Source organism: Peribacillus sp. JNUCC 23 (genome assembly GCF_053653995.1).
Genome location: NZ_CM132202.1, coordinates 631,494 through 656,030, shown reverse-complemented (window position 1 = coordinate 656,030; position 24,537 = coordinate 631,494). Strand labels below are relative to the sequence as shown.

21 protein-coding genes are annotated in these 24,537 nt (G+C 38.4%); 6 read left to right on the top strand and 15 right to left on the bottom strand.

Going from position 1 to position 24,537, the window contains the following annotated elements; translation table 11 throughout:
* Positions 1-112 precede the first annotated feature (112 nt).
* The 9 genes from JNUCC23_RS03240 to JNUCC23_RS03200 form a co-directional block, all read right to left on the bottom strand.
* Complete coding sequence (locus JNUCC23_RS03240) at positions 113-514, bottom strand: cytidine deaminase (protein ID WP_062184536.1); 402 nt, start codon at positions 512-514, stop codon at positions 113-115.
* A 622-nt stretch (positions 515-1,136) separates the two neighbouring features.
* Positions 1,137-2,081: a sugar-binding transcriptional regulator gene (locus tag JNUCC23_RS03235; protein WP_062184539.1), complete on the bottom strand. Its 945-nt coding sequence runs from the start codon at positions 2,079-2,081 to the stop codon at positions 1,137-1,139.
* 1,015 nt (positions 2,082-3,096) lie between these two features.
* Complete coding sequence (locus tag JNUCC23_RS03230; RefSeq protein WP_403074753.1) at positions 3,097-3,432, bottom strand: iron-sulfur cluster biosynthesis family protein; 336 nt, start codon at positions 3,430-3,432, stop codon at positions 3,097-3,099.
* 245 nt (positions 3,433-3,677) lie between these two features.
* Entirely contained in the window at positions 3,678-3,872 is a 195-nt protein-coding gene (locus tag JNUCC23_RS03225; RefSeq protein ID WP_403074755.1) for a hypothetical protein, read from the bottom strand.
* A gap of 350 nt (positions 3,873-4,222) precedes the next feature.
* Positions 4,223-5,944: a thiol reductant ABC exporter subunit CydC gene (cydC, locus tag JNUCC23_RS03220; RefSeq protein ID WP_403074758.1), complete on the bottom strand. Its 1,722-nt coding sequence runs from the start codon at positions 5,942-5,944 to the stop codon at positions 4,223-4,225.
* Positions 5,941-7,674: a thiol reductant ABC exporter subunit CydD gene (cydD, locus tag JNUCC23_RS03215; protein ID WP_454214267.1), complete on the bottom strand. Its 1,734-nt coding sequence runs from the start codon at positions 7,672-7,674 to the stop codon at positions 5,941-5,943. The genes cydC and cydD overlap by 4 nt, the downstream gene beginning before the upstream one ends.
* 129 nt (positions 7,675-7,803) lie before the next feature.
* The gene (gene cydS / locus JNUCC23_RS03210; RefSeq protein WP_400626655.1) at positions 7,804-7,905 is read right to left on the bottom strand and encodes a cytochrome bd oxidase small subunit CydS; all 102 of its coding nucleotides are present in this window, start codon (positions 7,903-7,905) and stop codon (positions 7,804-7,806) included.
* 11 nt (positions 7,906-7,916) lie between these two features.
* Entirely contained in the window at positions 7,917-8,930 is a 1,014-nt protein-coding gene (locus JNUCC23_RS03205; RefSeq protein WP_403074765.1) for a cytochrome d ubiquinol oxidase subunit II, read from the bottom strand.
* A gap of 15 nt (positions 8,931-8,945) precedes the next feature.
* The gene (locus JNUCC23_RS03200; protein ID WP_403074768.1) at positions 8,946-10,277 is read right to left on the bottom strand and encodes a cytochrome ubiquinol oxidase subunit I; all 1,332 of its coding nucleotides are present in this window, start codon (positions 10,275-10,277) and stop codon (positions 8,946-8,948) included.
* Between the two features lie 683 nt (positions 10,278-10,960).
* Between JNUCC23_RS03200 and qoxA the strand changes: the two genes are divergently transcribed.
* From qoxA to qoxD, 4 genes are all read left to right on the top strand, one after another.
* Complete coding sequence (gene qoxA / locus JNUCC23_RS03195) at positions 10,961-11,881, top strand: cytochrome aa3 quinol oxidase subunit II (RefSeq protein WP_062184559.1); 921 nt, start codon at positions 10,961-10,963, stop codon at positions 11,879-11,881.
* Between the two features lie 70 nt (positions 11,882-11,951).
* Positions 11,952-13,898, top strand: a complete 1,947-nt coding sequence (qoxB, locus tag JNUCC23_RS03190; protein WP_049679796.1) for a cytochrome aa3 quinol oxidase subunit I — start codon at positions 11,952-11,954, stop codon at positions 13,896-13,898.
* Complete coding sequence (gene qoxC / locus JNUCC23_RS03185; protein ID WP_062184562.1) at positions 13,898-14,494, top strand: cytochrome aa3 quinol oxidase subunit III; 597 nt, start codon at positions 13,898-13,900, stop codon at positions 14,492-14,494. Before qoxB ends, qoxC begins: the two co-directional genes overlap by 1 nt.
* A 1-nt stretch (position 14,495) precedes the next feature.
* Positions 14,496-14,777 carry a cytochrome aa3 quinol oxidase subunit IV gene (gene qoxD / locus JNUCC23_RS03180; protein WP_062184565.1) on the top strand — a complete coding sequence of 94 codons (282 nt, stop codon included), beginning with the start codon at positions 14,496-14,498 and terminating at the stop codon, positions 14,775-14,777.
* Positions 14,778-14,912: 135 nt separating this feature from the next.
* Here the strand turns inward: qoxD and JNUCC23_RS03175 are convergent, their stop codons facing one another.
* From JNUCC23_RS03175 to JNUCC23_RS03150, 6 genes are all read right to left on the bottom strand, one after another.
* A complete protein-coding gene (locus tag JNUCC23_RS03175) occupies positions 14,913-15,146 on the bottom strand; it encodes a hypothetical protein (RefSeq protein WP_403074779.1) in 234 nt (77 codons plus the stop codon).
* A 425-nt stretch (positions 15,147-15,571) separates the two neighbouring features.
* Positions 15,572-16,783: a S1C family serine protease gene (locus tag JNUCC23_RS03170; RefSeq protein WP_403074785.1), complete on the bottom strand. Its 1,212-nt coding sequence runs from the start codon at positions 16,781-16,783 to the stop codon at positions 15,572-15,574.
* Positions 16,784-16,954: 171 nt separating this feature from the next.
* Positions 16,955-17,836 carry an aldose 1-epimerase family protein gene (locus tag JNUCC23_RS03165; protein WP_454214262.1) on the bottom strand — a complete coding sequence of 294 codons (882 nt, stop codon included), beginning with the start codon at positions 17,834-17,836 and terminating at the stop codon, positions 16,955-16,957.
* A 167-nt stretch (positions 17,837-18,003) separates the two neighbouring features.
* Positions 18,004-18,816 (bottom strand): sugar-phosphatase, encoded by an 813-nt coding sequence (gene yidA / locus JNUCC23_RS03160; RefSeq protein ID WP_403074790.1) that lies wholly within the window; start codon positions 18,814-18,816, stop codon positions 18,004-18,006.
* A gap of 170 nt (positions 18,817-18,986) precedes the next feature.
* Positions 18,987-20,393 carry an ATP-binding protein gene (locus JNUCC23_RS03155; RefSeq protein ID WP_403074793.1) on the bottom strand — a complete coding sequence of 469 codons (1,407 nt, stop codon included), beginning with the start codon at positions 20,391-20,393 and terminating at the stop codon, positions 18,987-18,989.
* The gene (locus JNUCC23_RS03150) at positions 20,383-21,090 is read right to left on the bottom strand and encodes a winged helix-turn-helix domain-containing protein (RefSeq protein WP_403074796.1); all 708 of its coding nucleotides are present in this window, start codon (positions 21,088-21,090) and stop codon (positions 20,383-20,385) included. Before JNUCC23_RS03150 ends, JNUCC23_RS03155 begins: the two co-directional genes overlap by 11 nt.
* Before the next feature lie 541 nt (positions 21,091-21,631).
* Between JNUCC23_RS03150 and JNUCC23_RS03145 the strand changes: the two genes are divergently transcribed.
* Both JNUCC23_RS03145 and JNUCC23_RS03140 read left to right on the top strand, forming a co-directional pair.
* A complete protein-coding gene (locus JNUCC23_RS03145) occupies positions 21,632-23,095 on the top strand; it encodes an RNA-guided endonuclease InsQ/TnpB family protein (protein ID WP_454214260.1) in 1,464 nt (487 codons plus the stop codon).
* Positions 23,096-23,446: 351 nt separating this feature from the next.
* On the top strand, positions 23,447-24,205 hold the full coding sequence (locus tag JNUCC23_RS03140) for an inositol monophosphatase family protein (RefSeq protein WP_454214258.1): 759 nt from the start codon (positions 23,447-23,449) through the stop codon (positions 24,203-24,205).
* Positions 24,206-24,537 lie beyond the last annotated feature (332 nt).

The following is a 24,537-nucleotide window of genomic DNA, read 5'->3' as shown; positions in this document are numbered from 1 at the left end:
ATGTTACGGTGTACCACCAGTAAAACGCGAGTTGCTAGCGGTATCCCTTTATGTGCAATCTTTTAATGATGGATATAACCGAATAGTACATCACTATTTATCGAAATGGCGTTTAGCCTCTCTCCATATCCTTGGATGTAAAATAACCAGGCAACAGTTGTTCAATTGTCGTTTCATGAATATCACCATTTAGGTTTGCAAGATAGATTTTTGTATCTTGATTTGCAAACTCTGCGATTACTTGCCGACAGGCTCCGCATGGAGATACTGGCCCGTCCGTATCAGCCACAATCGCAATCGCCTTCATTTCTGTTTCTTTCTCTGAAACCGCTTTAAAGATAGCCGTACGTTCAGCACAATTCGTTAATCCGTACGAAGCGTTTTCAATATTGCATCCAAGAAAAACCTGATCATTTCCTGACAAAACGGCTGCTCCTACATTAAATGTAGAATATGGTGTATATGCACTTTCTCTAGCTTTAATTGCCTGATTCACTAATGCAAACTTGTCCATTTCAATTTCTCCATTTCTACTTTTATAATTTTCTGCTTTTCAGATAATAACTGGTATCACAACCATTGTGATTAGGCTAGTGTACGGTGCTTAATGCTACATCCTTCATGGTAACTGGTGGCGTTTTAACGCCATTCAGGTTTTCTAGGAAAGGTTGTAATATTTCAACATCCTCCTAAATACGATAAATAGCGATTTTAAAGGTCAGAAGTCAGACAACTGAAATTTAGTACGAACATCTGTAATCCAATTATTTTACATTTCGCACACAATTAAAGGATTGAAAACATTTAAGTATAATCTATACTTTTCTTTTCACTTCCTTCGCCTTTCTATCTCGATTTGCTAAACAATTGAAAGAACTTTACTCCCGAGGGGAAAGCGCTATCAAACCGCATTAGCCAAACCCAGATAAATTAAATTCATTTGATTTCACTATAGCAAATCATTAAACATTTGTAAAACACTAAATTAACTTATGTAAAATTACCACAATATCCTTATATTCCCTTTTATGTTTCTCAAGCCAAAAAACCTTAGTAAATCTACCATTTAGCAAAGCCTGATTAGGATGGCACCTGAAAAAACACGGGAACCAAAGGGCTACCGCGTTTTTCCAATCTTATGTTTCTTTATTTAAAAGTATTTTTGCCGTGTTAGCATCTGTAATCAATACATTACTCATTTTCGACTTAATCGCTCCCCTAATACCATCGACCTTCTTCAAACCGCCGGCTACAAGAATGGAGTGTTCTTTGTTCTTCAAGTCTTCCAATTCAACGCCAATTGTTCTAGCATTTAAATCTGTATTACAAATATGACCATCTTTATCAAAAAAACGGGAAGCAATATCACCGACAGCATGCTCTGAAATGACCTTTTCATCTTCTTCTGTAAAATAACCTAATTGAAAAAGCAGCGAATCGTTTTGCGGTACTCCAACCGTATAGATAGCAATATTCGCTTCTTTTCCAAGCGTAAGCAATTTACGAATATGACGGTCTGCGTCTATGGCTTGTTTAACAACGACATGATCAACAATTGCCGGTAAAGGGAGGTGATAGAGCATGGCATCGAACGCTTTCTCGAATAAATTTAATGCTTCTGAAGCATAGGTTTTATTTTGAGAATGGCTGACCCCGCCCTTCAACTGGACAATTTTCACGTCCCGTACTGATTTATGCTTAAGATGCAACGCTACTTGGTACATAGTTGTTCCCCAAGTGATACCGATAGTATCACCATCATTGACAATACTGCTAACATAGTCGGCAGCACCCTTGCCGATCGCCTGTTTTACAACATTCTCTTCGTATAGCGGTACAGAAACGACAATTGCCTTTTTCAGACCAAATTTCTCTTCAAGTTCCTCCTCCAACATTCGACAGTTCTCTGATGGATCCATAATCTTGATCTCAACAATTCCTTCTTCTTTCGCCTGTTGCAGAATCTTTGATACAGTTGGTCTGGAAACACCAAGTTTCTTGGCAACTTCCATTTGGCTAAAATCCATTAAATGATAGAGCTTTGCCGCTTCAACCATCTTTTCAATTTTTTCAGAATTCATTATATTCAGCCTTTTGCATGCACATTTGTACTTATATTGTTACACATATGTATTTAGCCACGCAAGACCATTCCTCTTTTTGTAAGTCTCTCCATCTAAATTCTCGATTTAGGCGGATAAGTTCACTGAATTTCCGGATAACTAATCTACTCTTTACGTTAACGTGGTTATCAAACGCAATTTTGATAAATCTTTCACCTATTACTAGTCGAATATAATAGAAAAAAGGAATTTTACAGAATTAAAAATTGTTAGTTGGAAAATTAGATATTTGTTCACATAAAAGCCAGTGATTCCTTAACATCGGAAAATCGTCTTTTTCATCCAAAATTTGTTCTATATGAAACGCATTAAACAATCAATAAAATTACGCATAACCGATCAATATCCTTTTTAGGAGTTTGATTGATCTTTGCAATAAAGTCTTGAACATTTTTACAAATTTCCTGCACCGACTCGTAAAACACACGATAAACAGCAGATGTTTCCCCCCACCTCCATAGCCCTTTAATCGTGTTTAGATTAGGACTATTTTGGGAAAAAAAAGCTATAGGCGTTCTTGATGTTCCTCTATAAAGGGTGGGATCAACTTAGCATGATGAATTCGGGCATGAATAAGCACACCAAATAATTTTACACTTTGGTGTTGATCTCGAGCACGATCTACCTTCATCGTAGGAATATTAAGGAAATGTAAATGAAATAATTTATCCTCTTTCTCAATGATCCCTATCTTTTTAGCATCTTGATTTCCCCACGATGAGGACATCATAAGATATGTTTGACATTTCTTGAAGTGTTTTTATCGGTATCCAATTATTCTTATATTGCACAACGGTATACACTCTCCCCCTCATAATCTTACAATTAAAATGTATGTAATACCGCTTACCTTATATGTCAAATTGTTTAATAAACTATTCGCCAATAAAGTAGGCTTTGCTACCTTGAGCAAAAGCTACTTTTTTGACGAGTTTCTTCTATATTAATTCCAATTAATAACAGTATTGTTATCCTATTTAACTTTATTAATAAAGGCCATTCTGCCATTTATGATTCGCTCCGGGCTCACTAATTGAAAACTATTAGCTGTATGTGAAAAATCAATTTTAAGTTCTTTTTCAAAAAAGAGCAGTTTTGACTTTTCCATTAAAACAGCACGGTTATTCGTATTAAATAATTGATCGTTATTTTCTTCCGCAGAAGAGACAAACCATAAAGTCGGGATGCCGCCAGCACATCCAAAAAACTCGTTATCATCGATTTCGTATTTTATTTTCAATATTCCTTTTTGTTCCCCAATTTTTTTGTTCAGTTCTTCTATCGCATTGTCTGTTATGGTGATATTCAACGGGCACACTTCCTTTTACTCGCTTCCTTATTAAATAGGTTAACCTACATTGTATGGAATATTTTGTACCTACCATTCGGTACAACTTTAGTTTAGCACTCTCGTTTATTGATTGCAAGTATAGAAACCACATGTTTATCTAAACAAAATGATACTGCAAATATTGCATTCAAAAAAACACTCCATCTAAATTGTTACAACTAGATAGAATGTCGTATTTTAGTAATTTGTTAGCCATGCAGACTTTAAGCCCATTTAATAAGAATATACGCAATAGCGATTACTGAGATCACACCTAATCCTACATAGATTAGTGTTAAATTCGTTAGATTTCTTTTTGTAGCTGTGCTATAATTTTGATCACTTTTCCCAGCTAGTTTAATTGTAGAAATAGCTGCAAATACGCTGATAATAATGACTAGTATCATACTAACCTTCATGAAAATCTCCCTCCGAGTACTTTTTCTATTTAGTTCACTCTAGTTTTCTCTATCTTCAGAATATTTTTCTTTTTCTTAATTATAATAGAACCACTTTATCTTATGTCATCCACTTTTCAATAAAATTGACCAACCACTTAAGTACAATCATGATCACTCTTGCTACAGTAATCAAGAAACTACACATTACCTTTGGATATGGGTCCTAGTTCCGAAATACAAAAAAGGAGAGCATCACTACCAGTTTCTCTCCTTTTTAACAGAAAAGCAATTTCCCCTCTCTGTTTCCCTATAATATTGTAAAAGGATTCCCCGAATAAGCTGTATGTATATAGCTCCAATCCCACTCATTAAAAAAGAACACTCTTCTCAATTTGCTTCATACTGTAAAAGTATCCTCTTTTCTCCATAAGCTCTATGAACGAGCCAGATTCGACGACCATCCCTTGGTCCATTACGATAATCTGATCCATTTTGTCTAGGCCTGTTAAGCGGTGACTTACAAGAACGAGTGTATCGTTTTTAGCTTGATTAAATAGGTGCCTATACATGTTTTGTTCCGTCCATGCATCCATTGACGAAGTCGGTTCATCTAATAACCATAAATGGCCTCCCTTTAATAGAGTGCGAGCAATTGCCAGCTTTTGTTTTTCTCCCCCAGATAGATTTTCTCCTTTTTCATAAACGGCTTGATCTAACGTGTATCCGTCAAGCTGGACCTTTGCTAACGCTGCTTCTAATTCCTCATCTGTTGCATTCCCTCTGGCAATCAGTAAATTTTCTTTGATGGTCCCGTAGAAAAAATGATTTTCCTGCAGAACCACATTCATGCTTTTCCAAATGCTTTCTTCTGGAATCATATCAACGGAAATATCATTTAGTAATATCCTTCCATCATCAGCAATCTGCATTTTCATAAGCAACTGTAGCAATGTCGATTTCCCTGAGCCGGATGGGCCAACAATCGCTGTCTTTGATCCAGGTGGCAAGGTTAGCGAAACCTGATTCAGTACCGGTCGGGTATGATCAGGAAAAGCGAAGGATACCTTGTTTATTTCAATCGCGATGGCACGTTGATCCAATTCACGAGTCTCGCTACTGAGCTCCGATTTCACTGGAGCATCCTTCCCCACTACCGAAAAAAGGCGGGCTGCCGCTCTTCGACTGTCTTCGAAATGAACAGGGAAGGCGGCCAATGGAATCGAGTATTCAAACACATTCAGGGAAATCATCACAAGCATGGCAAGATATAGACCATCCAATTTACCGCTGACAACTTGGTAAGCCCCTAGCGCAACTATAGCCCAGGACACACCATTGGCGATTAACGTATTCAACGTTTGACTGAAATTGGCCAAGCCTTCCTTTCGCTCTTGCTCTCTTATGTACAGATTGGAAAGCTCAAGCAACCGCCGTTCTCTTTCTTCCAACTTCTGATAGATTTTCAAGTCACGGAATCCGTAAAGAAACTCGGTTACTTCAGTAGACAATTCGCCGCGCTCACTTTGAATTCCCTGCTCAATATGCCTTTGCCTTAGTGCGAATAAAATCGGGACGATAAAACCAGTTAAAATCATACCTGCAAGTAATGACAAGGCAACATAAACCGAGTAGAAAGAAGTAAAAACAATCGTACTTAAAAACACAAGAACGAAAACAATGGGCGGATAAAAAACGCGGAGAAAGAAGTTTTGCAAACTTTCCACATCGCCAACAATGCGAGAAAGAAGATCGCCGCTTCGATACTTTTGTAAAATACCTGATGCCAGTGGTTCCAACTTCTCAAAAAAGGCAACACGTAAATTACCTAAAATAGAAAAAGTCGCCCGATGTGAAAAAAAACGCTCTGCATAACGACTGAGAGCACGAAGAATCGAACATAGTTTCAATAACGCCAACATCACCGTCATCGTATACAAAGGTGGTACAAGGGCTGCTTTTGAAATCAAATACCCACTGGAAGCAAATAAGCTAATCGCAACGATCCCTGCGAAGAATCCAAACAAAATGGTATACAGGATGTCTTTCTTCTCTATCACCACTAACCGAACGACAAGTAATAAATCCTTCATTTTGCACCCGCCCCTTGTTGCGCAAACACCATATTACGATATTCTGTGACTGTTTCGATAAGCTTCTTATGTTTTCCAGTCGCAACTAGTCTGCCATTTTTCAAAAATAAAATTTGATCGGCATCTTGAATCGTATAGAGACGGTGAGCAACCGTGATCACGGTCGAATTCTGGCTCAGTTCGCTCATCGATGCTTGCAATATTTGTTCTGTATATAGATCAAGCCCTGTCGTAGGCTCATCAAAAAGAATAAGGGAAGGTCTCTTTAAAAACGCCCTTGCGAGTGCAACCCTCTGCTTCTCGCCTCCAGACAGGCCCCTTCCTGCTTCGCCAATCACTGTATCAATCCCACGTTCAAGCGATTGAATCATCCTTGATAGCCCCGCTTTTTCAGCGGCTTTTTCTACTTCCTTCATGGAGGCTCCCAGATCCCCGCCAATACGGATATTTTCTGCAATCGTTCCAGAGAAAAGATATGGATTTTGAGAAATATAACTAACTTGATTAAACCAGCTCGCTTCCTCGTACTCAAAACGCGGCTTCTTATTCATCTGGATCACTCCTGCAGTAGGTTCCAACAATCCAGCTATGATATGCAAAAGTGTTGTTTTCCCAGACCCATTAGGACCGACAATTGCTGTCTTCTCAAAAGGAAGAATCGAGATATTCAAATCCTTTAACGAAAAATCCCCTTCATCATAAGTAAACTTTAGTCCCTGGATTTCTATAGCAGGCGGGGGACTACCTTTAGGCAAATGCAAGGTCCCCCATGAGATTGATTGCTCTTCTTGTGTTAATTCGTCTGCTATCTTTTGAGCCGCCCCCATACTCCCACGTCCAGCATGAAAGGCACTTCCCAGGTCTTTTAGTGACAAGTAAAAATCTGGTGCCAGTATTAATATGAAAAAGGCGGAGAAAAAGGTGATATTTTCGAAAACAACAAGGCGAAGACATAGCTCAAATGCAATCAAGCCAATACTAAGCGTCGAAATGAATTCTAATGTAAGCGAAGATAAAAAGGCGATTTTGAGTACTTCCATAGTAGCATCGCGGAAATCAAAGCTACTTTTTTTAATGGCTTCTTTTTGCTGACTCGCTCGACCAAAAAGCTTAAGCGTTGTTAGACCTTGTAGAATATCGAGAAAGTGACCCGAAAAAGCGGCCATCTTTTCCATCTGGTTTTCTGCTTTTTTTTGCGTTTTCATCCCGATAATGATCATAAAAATCGGTATAAAAGGTGCTGTAATCAGCATAAGAAGACCTGAATAAGCAGGTTGGGTAAATACAGCAAGCAAAATAACAACAGGCACAATTGCGGTTTGGATAATTTGAGGAATGTAACTGCTGAAATAGCTGTCGATTTCATCTACCGCATCCATTACCGTACTTACCTTCCGCCCCGTCTGCCCACTCAAGGAAGTCTGGATCGGATTTTTGGCATATTTTACAAACAACGTTTCCCTTACTTCCCTTTTTACTTTTGAAGCAAGTTTGATGCCTGTTCTTCTTCCCACATACATGAATACCACCCTGGCGAAAAGTACGGCAAGCAAAATGCCTAACGGAAGCTCAATAGCACTAAAGGAAGCAGCTTTTAGAAAGACCAAATCAACAATTTTCACAAAATAATAGGCTTGTATAATTATTACAGCGCCTGTCAAACAAGCGAAAAGAACCAAGAACAACATGGTTCCTCTCTTTGCAAACGCCATTTTTTTTAGCTGATTCATAACATTGCCGATCTCCCAACTTTATCCCGGTTTACCTAACCATCAGTGGAGGCTAACAAATCCCGACTGATGGAAGTTTCACTTTATCATTCCTGCTTCCTTTGCCTCATAATCCGGGTACCTTTCAAGTCAACGGTATGTGTCTTTCCCCTTCGCCCCCCAGACAAATAATAGGACGATGGCGATTACGACAATAATCCATGGTGCTACCATAATTAAGAATGTAGTCAAGAACCCACCTCCTATTTCTTTCCTTGTACATACTGGTTGCTAAATACAAACAATCGCATAAGCAGAATTAGCGATGGAATAAGCAATAATAAACCGGCAACAAAGGTAATGATTAAAGCGATGGCCATTGCTTCATTCGTAAATCCGTCGTAAATCGAAAGATACGGGTAAAGTAGGTAAGGTAAGTGAGCAGCCCCATATCCAGAAAAGGCAAAAGCATATTGAAGCATGACGAATATGAACGAAAGACCCAACCTCTGTTTTTTCCAAATGAGATAGACCGCACCAAGAAAAAAAAGGCTCGATAGAATGAACATCCAGGAGAGGTCAAGCATACGGCTGAAATGCTCCCAGTTATGGTGACTGATTGATAAAAATACAAGAAAACTTGCTAAAATGGTGGGCAAACTCCAGGAAAGGGCATATTTTCTCAAAATATCAAAAGCCTCTGTGTCTCCAGCTTTGTGTGCATAATACGTTAAAAAGCAGGCAGAGATGTACAATACACTCACAATTGCCAAAATAATTACGCTCCAAGAATAGAAACTTGTAAATAACTCCCCATAATCCAAAGAAACATTGCCATTACTAACGTTGATATATCCCCCTTCGGAAATGGTTAAGACTGTGGATAAGGAGGCAGGAATAAAAAGACCTGTTGCACCATACAAAAATTGCGTCCACGTTGCCTTCTTTGGACCGTAGTGGTGGAATGCATAGTAGGAGCCACGAATGCAAAGCAGAATCGTCGCAATACTACCTGGTATTAGTAAGGTTGTCCCGTAATAATAGGCAACTGACGGAAAAAAACCAAGTAAGCCTACATAAAAGAATACTAGGAATACATTTGTCACTTCCCAAACGGGTGATAAATAACGATTAATCACTTTATGAACAATGGGTCCTTTTCCCGTTATCGTTGTATAATAGTTAAAAAAACCAGCACCGAAATCAATGGACGCCACAATGACATAGCCGTATAAAAAGGTCCATAGCACCGTAATGCCGAGTAGTTCATAGCTCATATCAACGTTTCCTCCTTATTCGATCCCTTGTTTTTTTAATTCCTTCTCAAGCGGGCTCGCTTTGAATACCCTTTTGAGTACAATAACGATAGAAATGGCCAATACGAGATACAACAAGATAAATAGTATGAGCATCGTGTCAACATGATTTGATGTTGTCGCAGCTTCTGCAGTGCGCATAACCCCTCTAATGATCCATGGTTGACGTCCTTGTTCTGCCATAAACCAACCGGCTTCAATCGCAAGCATAGCAAGCGGCCCTCCCACGATAATAGCGCTTAATAATGGCTTGTTAAATTCATTCCACTTTTTCCTGTACTGCATACAAAAATAGATAAAGGCAACAAGAGCAAGAAACATGCCGATTGTAACCATCCAATCAAAGTAATAATGGACGACCAAAGGAGGCCAATCCTCGACTGGAAATTCCTCTAACCCTATTACTTCTGCCCCTGGAATTCCATGCGCCAGAATGCTTAGTGCATATGGAATTTCGATGGCCTGATTAACTTTATTGTTTTCATCTAAAGAACCGGCAAAGATTAGCGTCGCTCCTTTCTCTGTTTCAAAATGCCACTCGGCTGCAGCGAGCTTTTCCGGTTGGTATTGAGCGAGGTATTTCCCTGATAAATCCCCAATCAAGGCCGTACTTATAGCAAAGGCAAGTGCGACAGTCATTGATAATTTCAATGCTTTTTTATGATATACATGGTCCCTCCCTCTTAAAATGGAAAAGGCCGCTATCATCGCCAAAATAAAGGCTGCGGTTAAATAAGAGGATGCCAAAACATGCGTTACCTTTGTTGGTGTGGCTGGATTGAACATCGCCATAATCGGATTCACATTTGTTAAAATGCCATTTTCATAATTAAAACCGATCGGTGAATTCATGAAGGCGTTCACAGTCGATATGAAAAAAGCTGAAGCTCCACCACCTAAAAAAACAGGGAGTAACAAGAGAAAATGAGCATATTTGCTCTTAAACCGATCCCATGTATAGAGATAGATCCCCAGGAAAATGGCTTCAAAGAAAAAGGCAAATGTCTCCAAGAATAAAGGAAGGGCAATGGTATGACCAGCTGCTTCCATAAAATTCGGCCACAATAAGCTGAGTTGTAAGGAAATCGCCGTCCCGGTAACGACACCAACAGCAACAGAGATGATATACCCTCTAGTCCAGCGCCTTGCAAGCACATGGTAATGCAAGTCATTTCGTTTAATTCCGATCCATTCTGCTAACGCAATAAGAAGTGGAATCCCAACCCCTAGAGTGGCAAAAATGGTATGAAAACCTAATGTAACACCGGTTAAAATTCGGCTATATAAAACGGGATCATACTCGACCAATCGTGAATCCTCCTTTACTTCATATTAAAAAACAGGACTTGGGTAGAAACAGCGTACTCTAACTCATTCATATAATCTTCAGAAATCGTCTAATGACAATAGGGCCTTCAAAACAAGTTGTACATGGTCAAGCAAACACTCTAGTGATTCTACCAACCCTTTTTTATTGCCACTTGTCCGCTATCCAAGACTGTACATGTTACTTTTTGACTTTTCTATAAAAATTATTCATATCCCATAAAGTTACCCATTTTTTATTCTTAAAACCTCTTTTATATTGTTAGCATCACTACTCTTACTAGTACCTCTTATAAAGTGAGGCCTCCATTAGTAAACAATATTTGGGCGGATCAAAGAACAAAAAAAAGCAGAAAACCTTTACGGTTCCTGCTTATATATATATATTATATTAATGTAATTTTTTCTTTGATCCATCCATTAGATATCACATGATTTCAATCAGAAATACCTCTGAACCCCACCATTGTATTCCATCATTTTCAATTAATCCAATTTATCTCCTCAACTGCCACTATTTCTCAACATCTTCATGAACTTTTTGTGACATATTTATCTTTTGATTGTATTTTTATATAGATGGTAATAAGATAGAAACGTCAGTTTGTGAAAAGATTAACACTTTATCTAAATAACTAAGAAATATAAGGGAAAGGGGTACTACTATGAAGTTAAAATGGGCTCTATTAGCCATGATTTTCACGGTTGCTGCTGTGCTATCTGGTTGTGAACCACTATTGGTCTTGGACCCTAAAGGGCCGCAAGCCAAAGTGCAAGCCGATGATATTATGTTATCCATCTGGATCATGTCTGGTATTGTTATTGCTGTTTTTGCAATTTTAGTATTCGTGTTAGTTAAATACCGCGCTTCTAAACAGAGTGCAGATTATGAACCTCCACACATTGAAGGAAATATGCTTGTTGAAGCAATTTGTATTGGTGTTCCAATTATCATTGTCATTTTCCTTTCTGTTATGTCTGTTAAGAGTAACTATGAAGTAGAGGCCACACCGAAGGGATACGAAGGTCAAGAACCAGTAGTTATTTACGCTTCATCCTCTAACTGGAAATGGCATTTTAGTTATCCTGAAGAAGGTATCGAAACCGTTAACTATGTAAATATTCCAGCAGGTCGCCCACTTGAATTCAAACTTTATTCATACGGACCAATTACTAGCTTCTGGATTCCACAACTTGGTGGACAGAAATACGCAATGGCTGACATGGTTACAACATTACATTTAGCAGCAGACGAACCTGGTGAATTAATGGGCCGAAATGCAAATTTCAGTGGAGCAGGATTTGCTGAAAATACGTTTGATGTTCAGGCAATGTCCCAAACTGACTTTGATAAATGGGTAAAAGAAGTGCACGATACAGCTAAACCTATTACTGAAGAAAAATTTAATGAGTTATTACAACCTGGACATCTTGGACGATCCACATATACTGGAACGCATTTAGAATTCTCACCAGCTCCAGAACATAATCATGGTTCAGCCGATTCTGATAAGGATTCAGAAGAAGGCGAACACCATCATGAATCAAGTGATTCTGAGAAAGAAACAGATCACAGTCATCATTAATAAGTTACAAATATACTAATCACTCGTTTTATATGACAAGCAATATAATCTTGGAAGGAGTCAAAAAAGTATGGATTTCTTTGATCGCTTTGCCGTACCGCATCCCAGCTTTTTGATATACGCATCAATGGTTGCCATCGGTCTTACTGTTATTGCGGTACTCGTAGGCATCACCTATTTTAAAAAATGGGATTATCTATGGCGTGAATGGTTAACAACAGTAGACCATAAACGGATCGGTATTATGTATCTAATTTCTGCTTTACTTATGCTATTCCGGGGTGGCGTAGATGCTATTATGTTACGTGCTCAACTTGCCATTCCTGATAATAAATTACTAGAATCTCAGCATTATAACGAAGTATTCTCAACTCATGGGGTCGTTATGATTCTCTTTATGGCTATGCCATTTATTATGTTCTTTTTTAATTTCGTCGTACCATTACAAATTGGTGCCCGTGACGTAGCCTTCCCACGCCTAAACGCCATAAGCTTCTGGCTATTCTTTATGGGTGCGATGCTATTCAACATCTCATTCGTAATTGGTGGTTCACCTGATGCAGGTTGGACTTCTTATTTTCCGCTTGCAGGGAATGATTTTAGTACTTCTGTAGGTTCGAATTATTACATGATTGCAATTCAGATAGCTGGTATCGGTACTTTAATGACGGGTATCAACTTCATCACGACTATTTTTAAGATGAGAGCACCTGGCATGAAATTAATGCAAATGCCGATGTTCACATGGTCTGCTTTAATCTCTAACTTAATCATTGTTTTTGCTTTCCCTGTATTAACCGTATTACTTGCAATGGGTACAATGGATCGTTTATTCGATACAAAATTCTTTGCAATTGGTGACGGTGGTTCAGATATGCTTTGGGCCAACCTATTCTGGGTTTGGGGACATCCTGAAGTATATATCTTGATCTTGCCGGCATTCGGTTTATTTAGTGAGATTATCTCGACCTTTGCACGTCGCAATCTTTATGGGTATAAATCCATGGTTGCTTCAATGGTTGTTATCTCTGCCTTTTCATTCTTTGTGTGGGCTCACCATTTCTTTACGATGGGGCAAGGGGCACTTGCAAACAGCTTTTTCTCCATTACAACGATGGCGATTGCTGTTCCAACTGGGGTTAAAATCTTCAACTGGTTGTTCACCCTTTGGAAAGGGAAAATTGAATTTACTACTCCAATGCTTTACGCGATGCATTTCCTTCCGCTGTTCACACTTGGTGGGGTAACAGGGGTTATGCTTGCGATGTCAGCTGCGGATTATCAATATCATAATACAATGTTCTTAGTTGCTCATTTCCATAACGTGATTATCCCTGGTGTTGTATATGCAATGCTTGGTGGTCTTACGTACTACTGGCCAAAAATGTTCGGATTCATGTTAAATGAGAGAATCGGTAAATGGACAGTATGGTTAATGTCCATTGGATTCGTTTTAGCATTCATCCCAATGTATATTACTGGTTTAGACGGTCAAGCACGCCGAATGTACACGTACTCTGAAGCAACTGGATTTGGTCCATTGAATATGGTTGCATTTATTGGAGCAGGTATTATGGCCATTAGTTTTGCGTTACTTGTGTACAATATCTATTATAGCGTTCGTTACTCACCACGGAATATTGGTAACGATCCATGGAATGCCCGTACTCTTGAGTGGGCTACTCATACTCCAGTACCGGAATACAACTTCGCGGTTATGCCGCAAGTTAAATCAACTGAAGCATTCTGGGATGCTAAGAAAAATGGCCACGAAATATTTAAAGGTAAAATCGAAAAAATTCATATGCCCAATAGCAGCGGTTTACCATTTATTATGAGTTGTATCTTCTTCGTCTTTGGATTTAGTATGATCTTCAGTATCTGGCCTCTTGCCATTATTTCGTTACTCGGTATCCTAGGCTGTCTGGTATACCGTTCGTTCGAAAAAGATCATGGACATTACATCCCTGTAGAAGAAATTGAAGAGACAGAAACAAAATTGCGAGGTGCTAAATAATGAAAATAGATCACTCGCTTCCACTCGAATATAGCACGGAAGAAAACCGGTTAAAAATCTTTGGTTTTTGGATTTTTCTAGGTGCCGAAATTATGCTTTTTGCAACGCTCTTCACGTCATACTTCGTGTATGAGCACCGTACAGGCAATGGTCCTAGCGGTGCAGAAATCTTTGAAATAACACCAGTATTAATGGAAACCATCTTGCTTTTAGCAAGTAGTTTTACCATCGGTCTTGGTATTCACGCCATGCGCTTAGGCAAACAAAAAGCCATGATGACCTTCTTTTCGGTAACTCTTGTTCTAGGTTTAGGGTTCTTAGGATTTGAAATTTTCGAATTCGTAACATATATACACGAAGGCGCTGGGCTGAGCACTAGTGGATTCACATCCATGTTATTAACAACATTAGGAACACATGGACTGCACGTAACATTTGGTTTCTTCTGGGGATTATCTATTATCCTACAAGTGAAAAAACGTGGATTGACTCCTGAAACAGCCAATAAATCATTCATTTTCTCTCTTTACTGGCATTTCCTAGATGTAGTTTGGATCTTTATCTTTAGCTTCATCTACTTGAAAGGAATGATGTAATATGAAAGAATTATTCCCAATAAAACAAGTAATGGGCTTTGCATTCTCGTTAATCCTTACAGCAGTGGCTTTATTGGTTTACTTCTTAGATATGTCATTTACAGCAGGCATAACTATACTTCTTGTGACTGCATTCATACAAGCAGGCCTGCAACTCGTTGTATTCATGCATGCTGGTGAAACAGAAGATAAAGGCGCCATTTATTCAAACGTTTATTTTGGTATATTGGTTGCTTTAGTTACCATTTTCGGGACATTGTTAATCTTTGTCTGGGATATGTAATCCAAAAAGATCCACTTAAAAGAGGGCGTATTACGCTCTCTTTTTTTTTAAAGGCGCAGCCATTTGTATCCTCATGTCAACTACGCCTATATTAACATCTATATGACCAGTTAATATTATTTAACCAATCCATTATCAAGGCAGTATCTTTTTCCCCTGCTTACAATTTGTCACCATCTCTTCAGAAGCTACTAGAAACATTCCCATTAAGAAGATAAAAACAGCGCCCATTACTGTACCAATCCCAATCCCCATCACAGGTCTGTAATCGCTTACAAAGGATCCGTATAAAAAAATTGCAATTCCCATTGTAAGTAGGATTACCCCTACATACTTCGTAGCGTTTAACAATTTCAATCTAGATTCCATTTTAATCATCCTCCTTTATATATATTATTCATCTAGTTCACAGAATTGTCAAACTTTTTATATATTTTTGGAACAATTTTATTGACATTTATATGTGAATCGCATTTTTCACTTAGTGGCACCCTCCTACTATTATAAACTTGAACCATTATTCTTATACAATCATTCAGTTTTGTTCTTGAATTGATCACTACACTACAGTTGACACCTTATATTTAAATTTCTTCAGTAGATGATTGATACAATAATATTTCTTGTAGAGCAAATGGCTGATAAGATCGTAAAGACCGCTGATATAGTGACAGCAATGACCGATATATGTTTCAATGCAACAACCTATTATTTATTCAAATTAAGGAGTTATAGCTGCAAAGAAAAATGGCCCCAGCTACTAATTGCAGCTAGAACCATTCATTTCAATATTGTTATTGTGATTGTCCTAATGTAACCTGTAATGTCACTTTCTTATTTCCACGATACACTTCCACACTTACTTTTTCATTCACTTTTGCTTCTGTATAGAGATATTTTCTAAGTTCCATAGCGCTCTTTATTTCTTTCCCATTCATCGCAGTAATGATATCCTCCTGCTGTAAGCCGCCTTTTTCTGCAGCAGATCCAGTTGCCACATTTGTGACCATGACTCCTGCCTTCACATTTTGAGGAATGTTTTGTACGTATGCTGGCGGAAGTTCTGCTAAATCAGCAAGACCCACTCCTAAATATGGACGTGTCACTTTTCCTGTTTTAATCATTTCATCCACAATTGGAATCACATCATTACTTGGAATAGCAAATCCGAGGCCTTCAACACCATTTACGGATATTTTTAAGCTATTAATTCCGATTACCTCGCCTTTAGAATTGATTAGGGCTCCCCCGCTATTACCTGGATTGATTGCGGCATCAGTTTGGATGACGTTTAATCCCCATGTACCGCTTGATGTATCCACGTCAATAGTTCTTTCAGCGGCACTAATGATTCCTTCAGTAACCGTTCTAGAAAAATCAAGTCCAAGTGGATTCCCAATTGCCACCACCTGTTCACCAGCGCGGATCGCATTTGAATCGCCAAATTTAATCTCACCTGGAGCTAATGAAGCATCGATTTTCAAAACAGCCAAATCGGTTAAAGCATCGGAACCGACGATTTCTGCCGTTGTAGTCTTGCCATTATATAACGATACCTCAACCTTTGAAGCCCCTTCAATGACATGATTATTCGTGACAATATAGGCGTTCTTTCCATCAATTTTATACATGACTCCTGAACCTGTGCCACTTTCTACTTCCTGCGAATTTAGTGCAAATCGGTTGGCCGATTGTTGATAATTGACGACTCCGACAATGGCCTTCGAAGCCGATTCAACCATATCTGCAAGGCTTGTTGTTCCTGTGTATGAGGTATTTTGAACGTTCACACCATTATCTTTCGTTATGTCTTTTTCTACCGTAGTAGAAGTTGGATTTTCAGCTGGGGTGTGTGGGAAAAGCTGATCTCCCGCCGTTGTAAATATCGTTGCCGTTAATACGGAACCGATTAATCCAGAAACAATCGTCTGCCCCCAGCCCGCTTTTCCTTTTTTCTGCGGTTCTTTTTGTAATGATGTATTTGTTTCAATTTGATGTTCCTCCATACGGACCATCCTCCTTGTTTCTTTCAATTTATTTGTTACATTCATCATAGCCAACAAATATGACGAAATTATTAACAATGCATGAAACAAGGATGAAATATTATCTAATTCAATTCTCTATGATGTAAGTATAAAAAAGAAGGTTCGTAAATAAAAAGAATCTTTGTTCCCTTAATTAAACTTCATGCCATACTCAGCTCGGAACGTTTCCCCTGCTTCTAGCCGATTCACTCCAAATTTCTCCTTCAAGTTCCCTGATGTATCATGAGTGTCGGCAATACCGTACCATGGTTCAATGCAGACAAATGGTGCCATTGTACGATCTGTCTCGTTATATTTCGACCATATTCCAACGAATGGAAAGTCCTTGAATGTTAGTTCGACACCATGACTCGATTTTTGAGATGTCAATGTCATATGATCAATATGGCTGTATACGAGAGCGTCCTGTGCAAATAAAGAAGGAGTGAGTGGAATCTCTTGAAAATCATGAGCTGGGCCTTTCTCATGGATTAAAGAATCCATGAGCTCATATTCAATGACTTCCTTATTTGATGCAGGTGTAAGCTTCAATATGTAGTCCTCAATCTTCTCATTTTCTAAAAGAGGAAGCTTAAACGCTGGATGTGCACCAATGGAAAAATACATTTCTTCCTTATTTTCATTCACGATTTCCCATCGTACAAATAGAGAATCTTCTTTAAGCTTATAATGGATACATGCCTTAAATTCATATGGATATACATGTGTGAACTGTCCAGCAGACTCGATTACAAAGGAAACATAATCTATTTCCTTTTTGTCCACTTCGAATACATTATCACGTAAGAAACCGTGCTGTGACATTTTATATGTGTTGCCATCTAGCTGATACTGGTTTTCTTTTAAACTTCCGACAATCGGAAACAAGACAGGAGAAACGCGTCCCCAGTAGGTGCTATCCCCTGTCCACATATAGTTCAGTCCATTTTTCTTATGCTTGACTTCCCGCACCTCTGCTCCATTTTGTGAAATACTTACCTTCAACCAATTATTTTCTATTTCAACTATCATCTAAAATCCCTCTTCTCATTAGAAGTTACTTATTTTTATCATATCAAAAAACTCCTTCCGAGTTAAAGGAAGGAGTCTAAATTTGTCTTAAATTGTCGATCTTTATTAAAATACGGCAGAACCTCAGTTTAAAACCAGCACTTACTAATCCATCCCCTAGCTAAAGCTTAACGCGTCAGTACAAGCTCGTGAATGGCGTACGCAACCCCATTTTCATTATTAGAGCGAGTTTGAAAATCAGCCGACTTCTTAACTTCTGGAATCGCGTTCTCCATGGCCACGCCACAGCCAGCGTACTCGATCATTGATAAGTCATTACCATTATCACCTATACTCATCACCTCTTGCTGGTCGATCCCTAGTTTTTCCGCCAGTTTCTTGACAGCATTCCCTTTGCTAACTTCTGGATGTAAGATTTCTAAGAAATAAGGCGCACTCTGAACCATCATGTACTTTTCTTTTATTGACGCTGGAATTTGTGCAATCACTTTGTTTAATCGCTCAGGTTCATCAATAAACATGATTTTCGGAAGTACAATATTTGCTGAAATGTCTTCAATTTTACGATAACGTAAGGGGATTTGATTAATAAACGATTCTAGAACTGTGTATTCACTAATATTTGAATTCGGTGTATAGACATTCTCTGCATCAAAAAATTGCATAGGAGTATCTAACTCGAGACTTAGTTCATAAAACAACTTTAAATCGTCATATCCAAGTGACAGTTCAGATACGATCTTATTGGTATGAGTATTTTGAACGAGAGCGCCATTATAGGCAATCACGTAATCTTCCTCTTCATCTAACTTAAGATCTTTCAAGTATCGGCGCATACCACCGATGGGACGGCCCGAACATAGAACAATTTTCACACCTTGCTCTTTTGCTCTATGTAGCGCGTCTCGTACGTCTGCTGTTACTTCATGATGATCATTTAATAAGGTCCCATCCATGTCGATGGCAATAATTTTATACACAATTTCCCACTCCTCTTACTCATTTGACACTATCTCTATGGAGAGAGTCTCTACAACCTCTTCACCTAAAGCTACTTCATATTATAGGCCATAGTGCTTCGTATTATCTACATATTGGATCCTATTAGCTGCTTTGTTCCAAATCAATAACAATTCACCTTTACAACGATTTATTTTGCTGGCAGTTGAATCGTAAAGATCGTTCCCTTGCCTTCCTCACTTTCCACCTCAATTTCACCATCATGAAGCTGGACAAGCTTCTTAACGATGGATAAGCCGAGACCGAATTCTCCGTAAGGATTGCTAGTTCGAGACAAATCAGCTTTATAAAAGCGATGCCAGATTGCCTCAATATCTGCTGGATTAATCCCAGAACCTGTGTCTTCAATTTCAATGATAACCCGATCTTTTCCCGCTTTGCCACGGAGCCATATCGTTCCATTTTCGGTAAATTGAATACTGTTCTTTGTGATATTAATTAAAATTTGCATCAATCTGTCGTAATCCGCAAACACGAGCAAATCTTTGGGAACATCAAGTTTAATCCTATTATTCTTACCTTCAGCCTGAATGGAGAGATGATCTTGAATGACTTCCAACACTTCTTGAAGCTGGATTTTTTCTTTCGCTAACACGACTTGATTGGATCGGATTCTTTCATAATCTAGATTTTCATTCACTAACCGGATTAATCGTTTCGTTTCCTGATTCATCAGATTAATGCCTTTCATTTTTTCTTCTTCAGGAATTAAGTCATCCCGCAACCCTTCTATCATTCCGCTTATCGTGGTCAATGGCGTTCGCATTTCATGAGATACATCTGCCATGAATTGCCGTCTACGATTTTCAAGACTTTCAATTTCTTCATTGGAGTTTTTTAACTTCTGTGCCATCTCGTTGAAATCATTGCCAAGATCACCGATTTCATCAAAACTGGAGGATGGAACATGGACATCATAGTTCCCAGAAGAAATCATCGAAGTTGCTTCACGGATACGTTGAATTCGATTCACATGAAGCTTAGACAAAAACCAGCTTAATAGTAAAGATACCGCTAAAGCGATGACTACAGTAATGAATAGATAATTATTCACTTCACTGATCATTTCTCGTGTGCCGCTTACCGGGGCATACAGAACAATGACTCCGAGTAAATTCGCGCGTTGGATATACGGTAACAATACCACCGACATTTCTTGTACAAATCGTTTGCCTTCATGGCGTATAATGACTGTTTCACCGTTTGATAGCTGTGAATACTCTTTAGCAGTCAGCTCAAAACTTTCAAGTGGGCCAATATTAGGTGTTAGCAAGTTCAAGTGTTGATCAAACACACTAAAGTAAATTTGTCGTGCATCTAACACGTTTGCATATTGATTTAACGTTTGAATCTGCCCTCTTGGATCGGCTTCAAATTTCGCTAAAATGGTTTGTCCATATTCAATCAGTTCATCCGTTTTACTTTTATAGACTAGATTTTCGACATAATTAGCGAACAGTAAACTTAAGATAACAAACGCCACAAGTAAAATGCTAATATGACTTACAAGCAATTGATACACATACTTAATTCTCATTAACCGTCACCGTTTCATCAAACTTATAACCGACTCCCCAGACAGTATGAAGCATCGGCTTAGTGTTTAAGCCAATCTTGCCCCGCAGGCGTTTAATATGCACATCAACCGTGCGCTCATCACCGTAAAACTGATAGCCCCATACCCGTTCAAGCAATTGCTCACGCGTGAAAACCTGGCGTGGTGATTGTATAAAATAGAGAAGTAAATCAAATTCCTTCGGTGTTAAGTTCGGAATTAATTCACCGTCTAGAAATACCTCCCGTGTATCACGGTTTATTTTAAAATGGCTTGTTTCAATAATCTGATCCTCTGATAGCTCTGACTGATTATCCTTCTGCGATCTTCGCATCACTGCCTTAATTCGCGCCATCAATGCCAGTGGACTAAAAGGCTTAGTCACATAATCATCCGCCCCTAGCTCAAGCCCAAGGACTTGATCAGATTCACTATCTTTTGCAGTCAGCATAATGATTGGGATTGTACGATCATCTTCCCTGATTTTACGACAAATACTGACCCCATCCATCCCTGGCAGCATCCAATCCAAGATAATTATATCCCAATCCCCCGTTTTGTAACGATTGTACCCATCTAACCCATTCATCACGAACTCACCGTGCAATCCTTCTTTCGCAAAAAACATTTCTAACATCGAACAAACTGCTTCATTATCTTCTACAACTAAAATGTTCACGTCTACACTCCCCCTGCCTAGTCCTTCTTTCTTTTACGTTACGTCTAATTCTACATATTTTCAACTACTATCTACTGGTTTGTTTCATTGAGAAGGTAGACTATCGTATGGACACTTTAAATTGGACCTTGTAGTGGGCGTACTTATATAGGAAAGCAGTTCGATACAATGAAACTTCCATTAGTGGGGGCTCCTCCACCTATTTTTATCTTGATTCTCTCACCATAATTGAAGTTGGGGGATTACAGCCTGTTAAATCAGGAGAAAGATTTTAATTTCAAGCAGTCCATTTAGCTTCACTCTAACATGGATGCTTGTTTGGCGAACGAAGAGGATATTCCCTAGTTTCTTGGAAATAAGTAACTTTTCTCTACTCATCCCCTTCTATTTCTATCATTTTTGCCAAGAGTACCCCTTCTTCAAATTTTTGTTAAAAAATGAAGGAGGGGGTGAATGGGCGGTTTTTATTTTTCAAAACAAATCGTATTATTAGTGTTTTAGAACATATGTTTGGTATGATAAATATAGGAGGTGAGAAAATATGACAAAGGAAAACGAAGAAAAAAAGAAGTATAGAACGCACCAAATTTGGATTAAAAAAGGACATCGTATGTATGGGTATTTTCAAGGTATGACTCAAAACGCCAAAAATTTGCATAACACCACTAATTTCTATATCCGCCAGGTTTACACAGGACTTACACAAGGTAAAGAATTGCAGCCTTTACAAAAAGAAGTCTTGGATACAATTGATAAAAAAATAGATAGTATGAATGATGTTCAACTTTTAGCTTATCAAAAGAGTGTAATGAGACAAAAAGACAAACCGAAAGAAAAACAAACAGAAGTGACATGTAATCTTTTTTCCAAACCATCAAAAGAGCACCCCTACGTAAACTATCATTTTTTGGATGCTTTATTTAAGGTCGTTTCACAAAAAGATTATCGCTCTCTTCCGGCGCAATCCAGTCAATCTGTAATGAAGGGTGTTTTTCAAAACTGGAAGTCTTTTTATGCGAGTTTAAAAGATTACAAACAAAACCCTTCTAAATACAATGTGAAACCAAAAATACCTAAGTATAGTCGTGCAACAGAAAAAGAAACGGCTTTCACCAATCAAGATTGCGTCATTAAAAACAAGACGTTCTTAAAGTTCCCCAAAACAAAGAAACAACTAAATATCGGAAAACTCGGCTTTGCTGAAGGTCGATTAAAACAAGTTCGTGTGATTCCGAAGTACAACCAATATGTTGTAGAGTTAGTGATGGAGATCTCTTTTGAAAAAACGGAATTAGAAGATAACGGTAGATTTATGAGTATTGATTTAGGAATTGATAATCTTGCAACCATTGTGACAAATACGGGACGAGCACCCCTATTAGTCAAGGGCAAACATGTCAAATCCATCAATCAATACTACAACAAAAAGAAAGCCCATCTACTTGGTATTTTACGACAGGGAAAACAAGCGAATGAAGGTTCTTTTACTTCTGAACGATTAGAAAGATTACATCAAAAAAGATTCCTTAAAATAAAGGATATTTTTCATAAGGCAAGTTCAGAAGTGATAAAAATTGCGTTAGAAGAAAACACCCATACCATCATCATTGGACAAAACAAAGCGTGGAAACAAAAGATTAGTATTGGTAAACGCATCAATCAATCGTTTGTGAATATTCCACATAGTTTGTTGATCAGCATGATTACATATAAAGCTAAACAGCACGGAATGAAGGTGATGGTGACGGAGGAATCCTACACATCCAAAGCAAGTTTTCTTGATGGTGACGATATCCCAACTTATGGTGAAAGCGATAGAAAGAAACACTTCTCAGGCAAGCGTATAAAAAGAGGATTATATCTTTCAAGTCGTAATGGGTTCATCAATGCGGATGTAAATGGAGCAGCTAATATTTTGAAAAAAGCTTGGTTGCGATTAACAAAAGAAACGGATTTCAATATGGAAACCGTGAATGTTTGGAACCCCCAAACAATGAGTATGTAAAAAAGAAGTTCCAACGGCAAGACCAATGGGATAGAGGGTCTGGGTGTGTGTAGTCCACCGATGTGACAGCCCCACTGCTCGTTAATCGTTTAGGTTCACGAAGAAATTTTGGGTGAATACATCGATACGACAGAAACCCCTTCCTCAAAAATGCGTTAGCATTTTAGGTGGGGGAGCATTCATTGGATTTTAATTACTGTAATCAATAGTGATCTTAGGCCATTTCTCATTTTCTACTTCATTTTGCAGGATTCTATACAGAGATTTGTCGAATTAGTAAAGGAGAGAAACGACACATGTAAAAAACTAAATAAAGAGTCAGTAGGATTTTTTGAAAAAGGAGAAAAAGACATGTATCAATCATATTTAGATTTTGCTATTCAACTTGGTAAAGACGCAGGAAAATTTATTCTTCCACAAGCAGGAAAAGCGGGTCAACAAACTGTGAAATCCGCAAAAGATTTTGTAACAGAAATGGATATTCAGGTGGAAAACCTGATCATTCGCCGTATTAAAGAACAATATCCTACCCATCGGATTTTCAGTGAAGAAGCGGGGAACATTGAAGGAACTGAGGATTTTGAATGGGTCATCGATCCAATTGACGGTACGGTGAATTACAGTGTCGGAATTCCGTTGTACGGGGTTTCTATTGCGCTGACTTATCAGGGAGATCCCGTTGTTGCTGTCATATCACTTCCTGGTTTGGATGAATTGTTTTGGGCGGCGAAAGGAGAGGGTACTTTTTTAAACGGACAACCGATTCAAGTTAGAGATGTTGCTCTATCAGAAGCCTTTGTTTCAGTAGGAGACTTCGCAAAGGATGGAAACAAAGAAAGCAATAAGGAACGATTGCAATTGTTAGATAACATTGTAAACGATGTGTACAGAATTCGAATTATTGGTACAGCCGCTGTTACGTTAGCTTATATTGCAGCTGGTCGATTAGACGCAGCTATTTACCTAAACCCTAACTGGTACGATATCGCAGCTGGTCAGCTACTGATTACCGAAGCTGGTGGTACACAGAGCACTGCGGGAAATCATACAATCTATGCCTCTAATAACATAGTAGATGAGTTAATAAACCTCATTCTTGTGCAAAAATAGCTCTTTGCCCAATCCAATGATTTGATACTAATCGAAACCGTCTGTCATTGGAACAGGCGGTTTCGTTTAATCCTGTATTTACCTATTTTTTTACGTTGTAGCTTTGGAATAAAGTATGATTAAAAATACCTCGTAAGCCCATATTTTACGATAAATTAAAAGAATCCATTTTGAAAAAAAGATTGATCAAAATGGTTTCTTTTTCAGCAGATTTAAATTTGGTTTTTATAAATAGCCTTGATTATTTTCTACCTGATCTTCAATCAATAGCGCCCTATTCTGGAATAAGTATATGGATGGATCGCTCACTAATAAAAAAACCTATAGAACTG